At 55.3% G+C, this 14,555-nt stretch carries 11 protein-coding genes; 5 read left to right on the plus strand and 6 right to left on the minus strand.

Going from position 1 to position 14,555, the window contains the following annotated elements; genetic code table 11:
- Positions 1–49: 49 nt before the first annotated feature.
- A complete protein-coding gene (locus tag CAUR_RS12335) occupies positions 50–1,441 on the minus strand; it encodes an FAD-dependent oxidoreductase (protein ID WP_012258215.1) in 1,392 nt (463 codons plus the stop codon).
- 790 nt (positions 1,442–2,231) lie between these two features.
- Here CAUR_RS12335 and CAUR_RS12340 point away from each other — a divergent pair.
- From CAUR_RS12340 to CAUR_RS12355, 4 genes are all read left to right on the plus strand, one after another.
- Positions 2,232–3,368, plus strand: a complete 1,137-nt coding sequence (locus tag CAUR_RS12340) for a glycoside hydrolase 5 family protein (RefSeq protein ID WP_242604921.1) — start codon at positions 2,232–2,234, stop codon at positions 3,366–3,368.
- A 477-nt stretch (positions 3,369–3,845) separates the two neighbouring features.
- Positions 3,846–4,916, plus strand: coding sequence for a DICT sensory domain-containing protein (locus CAUR_RS12345; RefSeq protein ID WP_012258217.1), 1,071 nt, complete (start codon positions 3,846–3,848; stop codon positions 4,914–4,916).
- A 2,658-nt stretch (positions 4,917–7,574) separates the two neighbouring features.
- On the plus strand, positions 7,575–8,798 hold the full coding sequence (locus CAUR_RS12350; protein ID WP_012258218.1) for a pyridoxal phosphate-dependent aminotransferase: 1,224 nt from the start codon (positions 7,575–7,577) through the stop codon (positions 8,796–8,798).
- A 46-nt stretch (positions 8,799–8,844) separates the two neighbouring features.
- On the plus strand, positions 8,845–9,846 hold the full coding sequence (locus CAUR_RS12355; RefSeq protein ID WP_012258219.1) for a bifunctional ADP-heptose synthase: 1,002 nt from the start codon (positions 8,845–8,847) through the stop codon (positions 9,844–9,846).
- A gap of 52 nt (positions 9,847–9,898) precedes the next feature.
- On the opposite strand, the gene CAUR_RS12360 is transcribed toward CAUR_RS12355, so the two are convergent.
- The 5 genes from CAUR_RS12360 to CAUR_RS12380 form a co-directional block, all read right to left on the minus strand.
- Positions 9,899–10,267, minus strand: a complete 369-nt coding sequence (locus tag CAUR_RS12360) for an STAS domain-containing protein (protein WP_012258220.1) — start codon at positions 10,265–10,267, stop codon at positions 9,899–9,901.
- A 30-nt stretch (positions 10,268–10,297) separates the two neighbouring features.
- Entirely contained in the window at positions 10,298–10,729 is a 432-nt protein-coding gene (locus CAUR_RS12365; RefSeq protein ID WP_012258221.1) for an ATP-binding protein, read from the minus strand.
- Positions 10,730–10,752: 23 nt separating this feature from the next.
- Positions 10,753–11,211 (minus strand): ATP-binding protein, encoded by a 459-nt coding sequence (locus CAUR_RS12370; protein ID WP_012258222.1) that lies wholly within the window; start codon positions 11,209–11,211, stop codon positions 10,753–10,755.
- A gap of 147 nt (positions 11,212–11,358) precedes the next feature.
- Positions 11,359–12,912 (minus strand): acyl-CoA carboxylase subunit beta, encoded by a 1,554-nt coding sequence (locus tag CAUR_RS12375; protein ID WP_012258223.1) that lies wholly within the window; start codon positions 12,910–12,912, stop codon positions 11,359–11,361.
- Between the two features lie 288 nt (positions 12,913–13,200).
- On the minus strand, positions 13,201–13,950 hold the full coding sequence (locus CAUR_RS12380; RefSeq protein WP_012258224.1) for a WecB/TagA/CpsF family glycosyltransferase: 750 nt from the start codon (positions 13,948–13,950) through the stop codon (positions 13,201–13,203).
- Positions 13,951–14,131: 181 nt separating this feature from the next.
- Between CAUR_RS12380 and CAUR_RS12385 the strand changes: the two genes are divergently transcribed.
- Positions 14,132–14,500: a hypothetical protein gene (locus tag CAUR_RS12385; protein ID WP_015909212.1), complete on the plus strand. Its 369-nt coding sequence runs from the start codon at positions 14,132–14,134 to the stop codon at positions 14,498–14,500.
- Positions 14,501–14,555 lie beyond the last annotated feature (55 nt).

Genomic DNA, 14,555 nt, shown 5'->3' on the forward strand with positions numbered 1-14,555 from the left:
TGGACATCAGCACTGGTTGCTTTGGTCTATCATCAGTATACGGGATGTCTCAATCGGCTGCTACGCTCATGTACGGTTGCAACACAAGATCACCGCGCGCCTGCGCCTCGGTAATCCGCTCGACGCACCGATTGGCGCTGATCACCGCTCCCTCAATCGAAGCCAGAAAATGTTGGCGCGTGTAATCACCGGCCAGGAAGAAATTGCGTACCGGCGTCGCCTGATCCGGTCGGTACTTATCAACACCCGGTAACGCCTGATACACCGAATTAGGAATCCGCACAATCGTATACTTCAACAACTTCGCCTCACGGGCATTCGGATGCAGCCTGACAAACTCACTCATCACAAACTGCACCAGCTCATCATCGGGCAACGTAATCAGCTCGGCTGCCGGCGCAACCACAAACTGCATAATACTCCGTTCCCCCTTATGGTACTCCGGAGCCACCATAGCCATATCAGCGTACACACTGAGGTGCGTGCCGGCACTAAAAAGCAAATTATCCACTCCCGCAATACGGCGGTCGAAGAAGAGCTGCATCGTAATCACCGGCGAACCCTTCAGATGACTCAAATTGGCAAAGTAGGGCAACTCACGGAGCGCCGGCGGAATCACCTTACGCAGATTGTGTACCGGCATCGCCGACACATACACATCGCCGGTCACCAGCCGGCCATCGTCCAGCCGAAAACCGGTAACCTGATTTGTCTCGCTATCATACTCAATAGCCGACACGCGGGCATTCAGCTCAACCTTCCCTCCCAAACGCTCAATCTGCGCAATCAAAGGCCGCCAGATATTGGTATCAGGCGAACCCTTCACCAACGCCATCCGTGGCGCTTCCTTCTCGTGCGCAAAGTGCAGCATAGCGGTCAAGGGGAGCTTGGCCGAAACCCGGTCGGCACGTTGAAAGTTCAGCGCCAGCGCCATCGTATGCATCACTTCATCGAGCGAACGCTGACCCATCCCGTGCCGTAAATGCCACGAGGCATACGTCTCATTATCCTGCGCATCAACATACGCCTGATCACCGAGAATAACCCGCAGCAATCCCAGCCCCATCCGCAACTTATCCCGCAGCGGTAACGGCTTAAACGCCAGCACACCGGCCAGACCGTTAAACGGCGTCGGCAGCCACGGCACAAACCGGATCGGTGCCAGCCCATGGCGTTCAGAGGCAAAAATCATCTCTGCCGGTTTCCAGTTAAACGTATCGCCAAGGCCATACCGCTCCAAAAACGCCAGCAAATTATGGTATGCCCCAAAGAAAACGTGCAACCCACTCTCGATCCAATCACCATCGGCATCCTGCCACGCCGACACCTTACCACCGGGCACATCCCGCTTTTCGAGCACAATCACATCATGACCACGCTCAACCATCGTGCGGGCAACCACCATACCGGCTGGCCCGGCACCTGCAATAACGATTCGCATAGGACTGCGCTTCCTGTTCTATGTGCAAAAATGAACAACCTTCGCCTTTATCTTTATAGCACGGCTACGAATCCCACGCAAGGCAAATGAACAGCTATTGCACAACGTCCCCTCTCCATCACTGACCATGCGTCGGATCGCAGACATACTTTTACCGCTTCCTGCACCTTCCAGCCTTCGCGCAGGCCGTACCAGCCCACCGCCCATCGCCATAAACGAGAGAATTCCTCTCGCCCCTCGCCCACAACATCCGACCACAATCAGCACGCCACCGCGCGCAGTAATACCAAACCTGATCGCCGCGCAAGCGTGACCCATTCACCTATCACCCTCGCGCCACCCGAAACGACACACCACGTTTCCGCTGCCACACCGTCGTATCACACACCGACGTGGATTCGTCTTCCCGACCGGGTTGCATGGTTTGGAGTGCGGTAGCCATGCTGCCGCGCCAGTCGTACTCACGATCCGGCGCGGATTGCAGCGGACTCCCGTGCCGATACGTAACCCTGATGATGAGGATGACCGAACGCAGGCTGGCAGCCTGCCCCACAGCGTGCTGGTGCCGGTGGTGTGTAGGGGCGGGTTCCGTAGGGGCGGGTTCTCAACCCGCCCCTACGGACGGTGCCTGTGCCATTCACCTTGCCATACACGGGAATTCGGTGAATGGGAATGCCTCTCATCGTGTGCAATGGATGGTTTTTCAGATGTGATCTCATCCTCTCAAAATTTGATCTGAGTGGTACAATACCTGTGTCCAATTACTCGTACACCTGCTGCCAACATGCTCATGATACGTTCACTAGCTGCCGGCCTGCGCATCTACCTTCTCATCGCAACCCTGATACTGCTCAGCGGACTCCAGTTCTTCCTACCGCGCCTGCCTCGACCGATCAACCTGCCACCATCACGCACGGTAGCGACGACCAATCCTCTCATCGGCGTTCATACCCGTCTCACCGGCATCGGCGACGAAGCCTACATCCGACGTACTCTGGCCCAGGTCAACGAGATGGGGGCAAGCTGGATCGTAGAACTCTTTCCCTGGGCCTACATTCAGCCCCGTTCACGTTACGGTTTCGACTGGACAGGTGCCGATCTGGTGATTGCCCACGCCAGAGCGCAGGGTCTCAATGTCGTGGCCCGCCTCGACATCGTACCGGCCTGGGCACGCCCACCCAACACCACCGATCGTTACCTTGATCGTGCCCACTTTGCCGATTTTGCCCATTTTGCGGCGGCGTTTGCCGAACGCTACGCTCCGCAGGGCGTGCGTCATATCATCATCTGGAACGAACCCAACTTACGGTTCGAGTGGGGTGAACGACCGCCCGATCCCGGTGCATACACCGATCTGCTCAAACAGACCTACCCGGCGATCAAAGCAGCCGCACCAGAGGCCATCGTCATCGCCGGCGCACTATCGCCTGGCCCCAGCCTGGAAGGCGGCAATCTGCGCATGGACGATATGCAATTCCTGGCCTCGCTCGCCGACGCTGGAGCATTCCCCTTTTTCGACATGTGGGCCGTCCACGCCTACGGCGGCCAGGAACCGCCAGATGCTGAACCCGGCGTTGACCGGGTCAATTTTCGCCGCATCGAACTGGTACGCGAACTACTCGACCGCCTGGGCGGCAGCGACAAGCGCATCATCATCACCGAAGGCGGCTACAACGACCATCCGCGTTGGAGTGGTGCAGTGCGTCCTGCTGATCGGATACGCTGGACAATCGCCACCTACGAACAATCACGCCACTATCCCTGGCTGGAAGCCACCATCCTCTGGCAATTCAGCACACCATTTCTCACCCGCTCGTATCCCGATGCCTGGAACTTCGTGCATCCCGATGGCACACCGCGGGCGATTTACCTGGCAGTACAGGAATATGCTCGTACCGGTAGGCTACCGGATGACGTGGAGAAGTGATCATCTTGATCTATATCGTGTGTTGATGGCGATGATTCTATTGACGACGCTCTGATTTCTGATACCATTCTCTTATGCTTCAAATAAAACCTGTCTCAAAACAACTGCACAGTTACCGTTATTGTGAGTAACGGCAACGGGTGCAATATTGTAAGTGAGGCAAACACACGCCACCAGTTTCGTGGCAAGGTAAGTCGTCCTGGTCAAGCAGAAACCCCCAGCTCTTGCGATCTCTGTCTTGATCAAACCAGAACGGTAGCCTGGGCTCCTGCCTATACCAGCGACGAAGATCATATCAGCAACGTAACCCAGAGGTTCAAGAGCATATGATGTCGAAGAATGGTTGAAGTACCTTCTGGCTGACTACAATGCAATCTCTCAACTCATCTCACTTCGTACCAGAATCACTACCGTCCTTTGCGTCATCGTCTGGCGACATTATTGGCAACAACCGGGATTTCAAAAAGGGAACTGTCAATGGCAGATACACCTTCACCACTACCATCACTCTTTTCCCTGATCAGGGAAACCCTTGCTCCCGATGTCCAGCCCTTTCTTGCCAGCAAGGCAACCCTCGTTGACATCAGCCACACCCTCGAAGATTGCATCATCCGTAATCAGTTGCCGAGTGTTATCTTCACCGGCTTTCAAGAAAGCAGCCACTGGCGGGAGGAGACGCAACGCTATCTTGAGCTGGCCAATATTGCCAGCTCGATTTGCATTTTTGCCGGTGGCATCCCGCCGGTACCCGAAGAGCGCCATATCGCAGTGACGCTGGCATCAGACGATCCTCTGCGGCAGGAGTGGTTTTTGCTTGTACTGACCGAATGGTTTTGCGCTGTGTTATGCGGTCTTGATAATCAGGTACCGGTTGAGCGTGAGGCTGACCGCAGCTTTGCCACCCTGCTCACGTTTCAGCCTGAAGTGGTGGATGCTGTTCTTAATCGTCTTATTCCCGTTGTCGAGCGCTACCGACCTGATCGTGCTGCCGAACTGGATCATGCCCGCACCCAGTTCCCGCCGTGCAATCCACGCGGCCCATACCTCACCCAGATTGTCGCCGATATGGTCGCTCACCTGCAACGGCGCTATGATAACCAGCGTCAGTTGACAGACCAGCTCAAAGAGCTTAACGAGCGTCAATCTACGCTCGAAGAAACGATTGCCCAACTGGCCGCGCCGGTTGTGCCGCTGTTTGAAGGGGTTCTGCTCATGCCGCTTGTCGGGACTATTGACTCTCGGCGAGCACAGCATGTAATGGAACACCTGCTATCAAGTATTGCCGAACAGATGGCCGATGTTGTTATCATCGACATTACCGGTGTGCCAATGGTTGATACTGCGGTCGCTAATTATCTGCTCCAGACCATCAGAGCTGCCCGTTTGCTTGGCGCACAAGTGATTATCACCGGTATCAGTGCCGCCATCGCTCAAACTATGATCAATTTGGGTATTGATCTCGGTGATGTGCGTACCCGCAGTACGTTGCGTGAAGGCATCATGACTGCACTGGAGTTGAGTGGTATGGAAATACGACCACGTTCGTAGAAGGTATTTCGCCACCCTGAACCAGCTTACATCAGTGGAAGCCACCCGGCGCTGGTGGTTCCCGTCCCCGGCGGGTGCGGGTAAGGGTGGGTCGGGTCTGTACACCCAGGGAGCGCACGCCTCCGGCTCACTCACCACCTGCGCCCAGCAGGGTATCGCCACCCTAAACCAGCTTGCATCAGCGGAAACCATCCGGTGCCAGTAGTTCCCGCCCCCGGCGGGCTATGCATTACCCATAACTATACGCATGGTGTCAATCATGTGCTATCGTGAGCAACATGTCAGGGAACAGTCGTATCGTGAGCGGTACGTATTAGGAACGGAACGCGGCATGATTGCAGTGGGAGACGTCGTGCCGAACCGTGGGGCAGGGTGCTTGAGCTAATGTCATCACGCTGTGCTATCGTGCGCCTGTCGCCTACGCGACCCTGATGGTGGGAATGGCTGAACGCAGGCCAACAGCCTGCCCCACAGCGTGCTGGTGCCGGTGGTGCGTAGGGGTGGCTTCCGTAGGGGCGGGTTCTAAACCCGCCCCCACAGATGAACCCGCCCCCACAGATGGTACCTGTGCCGCTCACCTTACCATACAAAGGATGCGGTGAATGGGAATGTCCTGCATCGCGTGCAATAGATGGTTGTTCAGATGTGATCCCAGCCGCTACGCTCAACCCTCCCGCGTAGCCTATACATTACCCATAACTGGTGTCAACCACGTGCGTATCAGGCAGATATGATCGCTATTGGTGCTGTTTTGAGCGACTGGCCCGGTGGTAGTGCGCCGCTTCAGCCGTACCAACACGTGCTGGATGAATTGCCGTACCCGCTCGTCATGCGCGTATCGCACGGTGTGGAGTGCGGCAGCCACGCTGTCGCGCTAGCCGCGCTCACTATCTGGCGCGTGGTGGAGCGGTGCCCCGGATGGTCATAGCACGAACAAATAGCTGTATCTCGTTCCCATCCCGCACACCGACAGGGATACCGCTTCCAGCCCGAATTGCCCTCGTATGGAGTGCGGCAGCCATGCTGCCGCGCCGGTCGCGCTCACTATCTGGCGCGTGGCATACCGTTACCCATCTTGGTCACGGGGGTGCTGAATGTATACTCATACCGATCATCGAGTCGGTCCGGCATGCATGCGATACCTGCGCGTAGATGTTTAGTTGCACCAGGTTCGTGCCTGCACAACAGCGACCACGGCCAGCACTTGACGGTGGTGGAGGTGATGCCTCCACGCAGGCTAGAAGCCTGCGCCACGGGGAGCACTTGCATCCCGGCTTAACGCAGCGTGGCATGTGGGTAATGCGTAGCCCAGCGGGGGCGGTCTGTACACCCAGGGAGCGCACGCCTCCGGCTTACTCACCACCTGCACCTGTCCGTCGCACCTGTGTCTATCAGGGTGTCGCCACCCTGAACCAGCTTGCACCTACGGAAGCCACCCGGCGTCGGTGGTTCCCGCCTCCAGCGGAGGCGGGTGAGGGTGGGGGCGGGTCTGTACACCCAGGGAGCGCGAGCCTCCAGCTCACTCACCACCTGCGCCCAGCAGAGTATCACCACCCTGAACCTGCTTCCACCAGCGGAAGCCACCCGGTTCCAGTGGTTCCCGCCCCCAGCGGGGGCGGGTGAGGGTGGAGGCGGGTCTGTACACCCAGGGAGCGCGAGCCTCCAGTTCACTCATCACCTGCGCCCAGCAGAGTATCACCACCTTGAACCAGCTTCCATCAGCGGAAGCCACCCGGTTCCAGTGGTTCCCGCCCCCAGCGGGGGCGGGTGAGGGTGGAGGCGGGTCTGTACACCCAGGGAGCGCGAGCCTCCAGTTCACTCACCACCTGCGCCCAGCAGGGTATCGCCACCCTGAACCAGCTTACACCAGCGGCAGCACCCGGCACCGGTGATTCCTGTCCCCAGCGGGGACGGGTAAAGGTTGGGGCGTGCCGCATATCACCACTAGACGCAGCTCCACTATGATGCGCTTGCCACACATTAAGCTGGCGCCACCCCTGAATGTGAAGGCTCTCAAACCAGTTTATACGCCTGTGCCGACTCACCAGCAGCTCGCTGCTAGCACGCTAGCAGCGAGCCGGCGCGGGTCTGACAATCTGAAAGAAGCACCATAACCCAAGTTGCTACCTACGCTGTGAGCAAGCCACGAAAGGCTACCTGCGATGATGAACAGCACGACGCTGCGCACAACATCGTGCAGCGTACCTGAACGGTATGCATCGTTTGGGTCGCAGCCAGTTCCGTAGACGCACTACGTCACACACATCTGGTATGACCATCCTCCGTGTCGCTGTGGTGATATAAGAGAGCACCTTGGGTGACGATCTATCCGCGTGCATCCGCCTCACCCGCGTCCATCCGTGTTCCACCCATCCCCCCGTCGCGATCAACGATCCGCACCGCTGTGGTGACGTAAGGGGGCAACTGGGATTACCGTATCAAAATGTGACATCACCCATCTGCTCATAGGCACGACGTGTATTTACGCTACGAGTTTATGAGATGACTCCTCAAAACCAGTTCCGTGTATCGACAACAAGAGAATAGCGAGCACAATGATCTGCAAGTTTTCCACCTCTGGTATAATCGCCGCAAGTGTACCTGCAACACCGATGTCTGCACCAGGTTTATGAACCTATATCCAGACAGGAGAGCTACATGTCTGCCAGAATGGATTACCGTTTTGCCCGCCGTCTCGCCTCGCTCGAAGCCTCAGCCACTGCTGCAATGACTGCTCGCGTTGCCCAAATGCGCGCTGCCGGCATTAAGGTCATTTCGTTTAGTGTTGGTGAGCCTGATTTCGATACCCCCGAACCAATCAAGCAGGCTGCCATTGCCGGTATCCAGGCCAATCATACGCACTATACGCCGACCGGCGGAACGCTTGAGCTGCGTAAAGTGATCGCCGCTCGCGTAAGTGCCGATCAGGGGCTTTCCTACGGGATCGGGCAGGTTACCGTCACCACCGGCGCCAAAGAAGCGCTCTACCTCGCCTTTCAGGCCCTGTGTGACGAAGGCGATGAAGCACTTATCCCGGCACCCTACTGGGTAAGCTACGTGGAGCAGGCGAAACTGGCCGGCGCTACTCCGGTTACTCCTCAGACCAGTGAGCAGACTGGTTTCAAACTCACTCCTGATCAGCTCCGCGCCAGTTTGAGTGAGCGAACACGGATCGTCGTGCTCAATTCCCCCTCGAACCCGACCGGTGCCGTCTACAGTGCCGAGGAGCTGGCTGCGCTGGCTGCCGTGCTTCGTGATCATCCGGCGATCATCATCACCGACGAAATCTACGATGCGATTTCGTATGTGCCATACACTCGTCTGTTACGGGTAGCACCTGATCTCGCCGAACGAACCCTGGTGGTCAACGGTGCAGCGAAGGCGTATGCCATGACCGGCTGGCGGGTTGGGTACGTGGCCGGGCCACAGCCGATTATCGAAGCAATTAAGGCAATTCAGAGCCACACCAGCACCCACACATCGAGTATCTCGCAGGACGCGGCCCTGGCGGCGTATACACCCAACCCAGACATCGAAGCAACCGTTGCCGCAATGACGGCTGAATTCCAGCGTCGGCGCGATCTGATCCTCGGTCTGCTGGCTGAAATCCCCGGTGTGACCTGTACTGTACCTGATGGCGCCTTCTACGTCTTCCCTAACGTAAGTGCGTTGCTCAACCGGCCACTGCGTAACGGCAAGGTCTGCACAACCAGCGATGAACTCAACCTCTACCTGCTCGAAGAGGCACACATCGCCTGTGTCGCCGGCGAAGCCTTCGGCGCACCCGGCTATCTACGCCTGTCGTATGCCACCGGGAGCGAGGAGATTCGCGTTGGCATGCAACGCTTCCGTGAGGCCGTCCTTGGCAACGATGCTGCCTAGACATTGTTGGCGGCTACCGGGAAGGTAGCCGCCTGATTCATTTCCTATGACCTGTCAGGCTACTCATCTCCCCGATCCAGCGCTTCTCGCCGGGCATCGCATTATTGTGATCGGGGATATTACACTCGACGAATATCTTTACGGTCGTGCGACACGCCTCTCCCGTGAAGCACCTATCCCGGTGCTTGAATTTTTGCGGCGGGAAACCATTCTCGGTGGAGCAGCCAATCCGGCTCGCAATATCGTCGCGCTCGGTTCTCAAGCCAGCCTGATTACCATTGTCGGCAACGATGAAGAGGGCAAACACTTGCGTGATCTGCTACAGGCAGCACACATTGATGATAGCGGCGTCATTACAGTTACGGATCGCGTCACGACGCGCAAAACACGTATTCTGGCCGATGCCGCTCCCCGCCTGCCGCAACAGGTTGCCCGGCTGGACTATCTCGACCGTCAGCCTTTGTCTGCTGAGATTGAAGAACAGGTGATTGCCGCACTGGCTGGACAATTACCGGGCGCAGATGCCGTGATCTGCTCTGATTACCAGCTTGGCCTGCTCACACCGCGCGTAGTCGATGCGGTACGAACGCTTTGCCGTCAACACGATGTCATCTTTGCCGTTGATGCGCAAGGCCATTCACATTATTATCGCCACGCCGATCTCTTCCGTTGCAACGACGCGGAAGCCGCTGCTGCCCTGGGTATGCCATTCATCGACGAAGCGGTGATTGCCGAGGGGGTTACCCGCCTCTATCACGATCTTGCCGCTCATCTCGTCATTGTTACTCGTGGGCCGGCTGGATTGGTCTTGATTGGCGATCACGAACCGTATCAACATATTCCGGCCTACCACATCAGCGAAGTGTTCGATACTACTGGTGCCGGAGATACCTTTATTGCTGTGGCAACGCTGGCCCTGGCTGCCGGTTGTCGGGGCAGCATTGCCGCTATGTTGGCGAATATCGCTGCTGCGCTGGTTGTGCGACGGTTTGGCAACGCAGTCGTTACTCCTGCAGAGCTACGGGCAGCTATAGCTGCAACAAGATAAGAGCAGGCCTTGCGCCTGCTCCCTGCCACCTGCCCCTTGTGTGAACGCTGGATTATTCAAGTGTGTTCAAACGCCTAAATGCACTGATTGCCTCATCTTCCGTTTGATAGATTTCGGCGTACTGTGCCAGCCCTACCATGCGAAAAATTTTCTGAAAATGGGGCGATAAACCACTTACCGCCAGTCGCTGTCCGTTTTGATTGACTTCGGTCACAATACCGATCAGAATTGCGATTCCGGCACTGTTAATGTAATCATTCTGGCGAAAATTGAATAAGATGAACCGTTCACCCCTGGCCGTAACTTGACGATAGGCGTTATTGATCTTTTCCTCAGCAAAAGTTGTCACATCCCCGATCAGATCAATAACCGCAACACCGTCACGTTGACGAATATTGACTGTTAATTCATCCTCTAGCATGGATCGCTCCTCATATGGAACCATTCCAGGTCACGATACATCAACTACTACATTAGTGGGATGGCGGTAAAAAATCAATCGAACACAGGTACCGGTTAGCGCATCAGGTACAACAGTTACCTCATCAGCCAGTGCAGCCATAAGCATCAGTCCTCGTCCACGAAATGACGTGTAGGGACAGATCGGCCACTCAACCGGCTTTTTTGGTAGTACGGGTGGATCTGTTCCTTCATCGCACACTTCAATGATAAGATGCTGTTCATCAATGGTACAGACAACCCGTACTTTACGTTGCGGATCAGCATGATTACCGTGTTCAATGGCATTGGTACAGGCTTCACATAGCGCCGTTTTAATGTCCTCGATCCGTTCTGGTGCCAGACCAAATCGTTTTGCCAGTGAAGCAACCGCATCACGTGCAATCACTTCATAGCCGAGAATACTGGGGATCGTGAGCTGCATATCTTCTCAGCCTGCTACTTGTACTAAGTGGATGGACGCTCGAGATGGACAACCATTCGTACCTGATTACCCCCACCCGGTGCCAGTGTAAACTCTACCTCATCCATCAATTCACGCATCAGCCATATTCCCCAGCCTCCCTTATCTGCCCGCTGGAAGGCATCGGTAATACGTGGTTGTATGTGCGTTCGTGCCGGGTCTAACGCCTGTCGGCCCTGATCGGCAACACTAATGATCAGCTCATCAGGTCGTACCATCAGTACAACCACAACCTTCATTGCCGCGTCAGCCTGATTACCGTGTTCAATTGCATTGGTTACAGCCTCGCCAATCGCTGTGCGCAGGGCATCGATCCGCTCAGCAGGAAAACCCATACGTCTCGCCAGCGCAGCCGCAGTATCCATTGCAATTCGTTCATATCCCAGCCGACTCGGTAGGCGCAGTTCAATAACCTGTTCAATTGCGCCCTCTCTGTCATTCATGCCGTCTATCCCTACCACGGACCAATGAAGTTCCAATTGATAGTTGTATCATAGCATAGTGACAGGTAAAATTGTTACCAGATTTCACCAGAAATGTTTCAAGAGACTGCTTAATACAGATCGGGATGCACAGGTTACGCTTAAAAATCACAATGGAATGTTGCCATGCTTACGGGCTGGCAGACTCTGACGCTTCGTGCGTGCCAGGCGTAAGGCGCGAATCAGGGCCGGTCGTGTCTCACGCGGTTCGATAACCGCATCAATATACCCACGTTCGGCGGCAACATACGGATTGGCAAAACGATTCTGGTAGTCTTCAACCAGTTCGGCCAGCCGTGCTGCCGGATCATCTGCTTCAGCCAGCTCTTTGCGAAAGATAATGCGTACCGCTGCATCAACACCCATCACGGCAATTTCAGCGGTTGGCCAGGCAAAGTTGAAGTCGGCGCGAATGTGCTTGCTCGCCATCACATCATAGGCTCCGCCATACGCTTTACGGGTAATAACCGTTAATTTCGGTACAGTTGCTTCACAGTATGCGTACAGAAGTTTGGCTCCATGACGGATGATTCCGCCGTATTCCTGCTGTGTGCCCGGCAAGAAGCCCGGTACATCCACGAATGTAACCAGCGGAATGTTAAACGCATCGCAAAAGCGTACAAAGCGCGCTGCCTTCACGGAACTGTCAATATCCAGCGTACCGGCCATTTGCAGCGGTTGATTGCCAACCACCCCAACCACGTGACCATCCAGACGGGCAAAGCCGATGACGATGTTCTTTGCCCATGCCGGTTGCACCTCGAAGAAGAACCCATCATCTACCACGGCCTCAATAACCTTAATCATGTCGTAGGCTTTGCGTGGATTGTCGGGAATGATGCTTTGCAAATCTTCGTCCATCCGCTCCGGATCATCGGTTGGCGCCTGATACGGCGGGTCTTCCATGTTGTTGGATGGCAAAAATGAGAGCAGTGTCCGCAACTGATCGAAGCATTCATCTTCACTGTCGGCGGCAAAATGCGCCACTCCACTGCGGGTATTGTGGGTCATCGCCCCGCCTAACTCTTCAAAGCCAACCTCTTCGCCGGTGACGGTTTTGATCACATCCGGCCCGGTAATGAACATCTGGCTAATGTTTTTGACCATAAAGATAAAATCGGTCATTGCCGGCGAGTAGACTGCCCCACCTGCACATGGCCCGGCAATAATCGATAATTGTGGTATCACACCACTACTGAGGACGTTACGGTAGAAGATCTCGGCATAACCACCCAGGCTTACCACACCTTCCTGAATACGTGCTCCACCACTATCGTTGATGCCGATGCAGGGCACACCCATGCGCAAAGCCAGATCCATGACTTTGCAAATCTTCTCGGCAAACACCTCGCCTAATGACCCACCAAACACAGTGAAATCCTGGGCAAACACACAAACGGGTCTACCATCAATCGTACCGTGCCCGGTGATCACGCCGTCACCCAATGGTTTGCGCCGTTCCATACCAAACGCAGAGGTACGATGAACAGCAAATGCGTCAAGTTCGACGAAGGAACCGGGATCAAGTAGACGATCAATTCGCTCTCGCGCCGTTAATTTCCCTCGTTCGTGTTGCCGGGCGATTGCCACCGGGTCTTGATTTCGTGCCCGTTCGCGTCGTTCACGCAATGCAGCAATCTTTTCTGCGGTTGTCTGCGTCATGGCATTCCCCATTTCTTTCATCAACTGACGTTACCGGTAATATGCGAACTCATCATAGTATGGCGAATAGAACACTCTGAGGGATGAAGGCCGTACCTGTTCCTTACCCTACGTAGTGCGCTGTGTAATATGCAGAAGTTCTCCATGATCACATGGTACACACATCCATAATTATTGCCGGGCCTGCTGCATAACTATTGCCTTGTGATACGTGCTTACACAGACCACTGCTCCCACCCGTTGTGATTGATCTGTCTGCTGGACCGCCGTATGTGTCAGTTAGCTTCTCTACCCGACCTCTTCCCTGCGCCGTCCTTCCCAGATGACAGTCCATAGAAATGCTGGAACAGCATCAATGATACGCCGCCAACGTCTCGGCTGCATCACTAACCGGAATGCCCATTCTAACCCCATCCGGCGGAGCCACCGTGGTGCGCGTGGTACCCTGCCGGCCAGATAATCGAAGGTACCGCCCACACCGATAGCCAGCGGCACCTTGATAAATGGCTGGTTACGTGCAATCCACAACTCTTGTCGTGGATGACCATACGCTACCAGCAGGATATGTGGTTGCGCTTGCATAATGATCTGGCGCTGCTGCTCATCATATTCCGCTGCCGGTGAGCCGGCATAGCAGCCAACAATATGCAGCCCCGGCCACCGCGATCTGAGCACGACTGCCGCTGCTTCCGCAACACCCGGTGCTGCACCGAGCAAGAACATGCGATAGCCATGCGTTGCGGCGAGTTGGGCCAGACCAAGCGTTAATTCAACCCCCGTTACCCGGCCACGCAACGGTGTACCCTGCCAGCGCGCCGCCACCAGCACCCCAAAGCCATCCGGCGTGTTCAGATCTGCTGCCTGCAATACTGCCCGAAAAGCTGGATTTCGGCGTGCCTCCATGATAAATTCCGGGTTCACCGTACAAATCTGATGCCAGCCTCCATCTTGCAGAAAGCTATGTGCCCTCTCCAATGCTTCTGCCTCGGTGACATCATCAATCGGTATTCCCAGTATCGTGATCCGACCGCTCTGCATCAGGCACCTGTTATTCTATCTGCTATTGCTTCTCATCATACCGCATCCGGCTACAAATGCTGTTTGTTGCATTACCTGTATGCGTTGTGGATGAAACCTCTCGACAGGACGCAATACGGGTTGTATAGTGTACTCAAGCATCAAATCTCCTTGTCCATTCTTGCAATACGGGAGTTTGCCATTGAATAACGAAATCTTTTGCTTCGTAATGTTTTGCGGATTGCCGATCATTGGTGTTGGAATAATTGCACTTAGTTATATACAGCGTATCTCACAGTTTCAAGAGGTATTGGCAAACGGGATCGAAACCACAGCCGTGGTTGTGCGGAAATATGGACGTTATCGGATCGTCGTAGAATATCGTGACTATGAAGGGAAAATGTATCGCCGAGATTTTGAGGTCCTCCCTTCTGAATATCATCGTTTCACACAAGGTGAAGCTGTTGGTATCTTCTACTCTACGAGGCGTCCGCATATCTTTGCCTTCAAAGAAACTATCGAACAAGCACGCGCAGCAGCCCAATCCAGGCGTGAACCTCCTGCACCCTAGAACTTATTTCATAATTAAAGTTGTACTGTCGCGCTCTAATAACTATCTCCGGTGC

Origin of the sequence: Chloroflexus aurantiacus J-10-fl (genome assembly GCF_000018865.1) — a bacterium.
GTDB lineage: Bacteria > Chloroflexota > Chloroflexia > Chloroflexales > Chloroflexaceae > Chloroflexus > Chloroflexus aurantiacus.

Bases quoted from the DNA above. Each gene is read 5' to 3' on its own strand.
- CAUR_RS12335 (WP_012258215.1), bottom strand. From the start codon at position 1,441: ATGCGAATCGTTATTGCAGGTGCCGGGCCAGCCGGTATGGTGGTTGCC.
- CAUR_RS12340 (WP_242604921.1), top strand. From the start codon at position 2,232: ATGATACGTTCACTAGCTGCCGGCCTGCGCATCTACCTTCTCATCGCA.
- CAUR_RS12345 (WP_012258217.1), top strand. From the start codon at position 3,846: ATGGCAGATACACCTTCACCACTACCATCACTCTTTTCCCTGATCAGG.
- CAUR_RS12350 (WP_012258218.1), top strand. From the start codon at position 7,575: ATGTCTGCCAGAATGGATTACCGTTTTGCCCGCCGTCTCGCCTCGCTC.
- CAUR_RS12355 (WP_012258219.1), top strand. From the start codon at position 8,845: ATGACCTGTCAGGCTACTCATCTCCCCGATCCAGCGCTTCTCGCCGGG.
- CAUR_RS12360 (WP_012258220.1), bottom strand. From the start codon at position 10,267: ATGCTAGAGGATGAATTAACAGTCAATATTCGTCAACGTGACGGTGTT.
- CAUR_RS12365 (WP_012258221.1), bottom strand. From the start codon at position 10,729: ATGCAGCTCACGATCCCCAGTATTCTCGGCTATGAAGTGATTGCACGT.
- CAUR_RS12370 (WP_012258222.1), bottom strand. From the start codon at position 11,211: ATGAATGACAGAGAGGGCGCAATTGAACAGGTTATTGAACTGCGCCTA.
- CAUR_RS12375 (WP_012258223.1), bottom strand. From the start codon at position 12,912: ATGACGCAGACAACCGCAGAAAAGATTGCTGCATTGCGTGAACGACGC.
- CAUR_RS12380 (WP_012258224.1), bottom strand. From the start codon at position 13,950: ATGCAGAGCGGTCGGATCACGATACTGGGAATACCGATTGATGATGTC.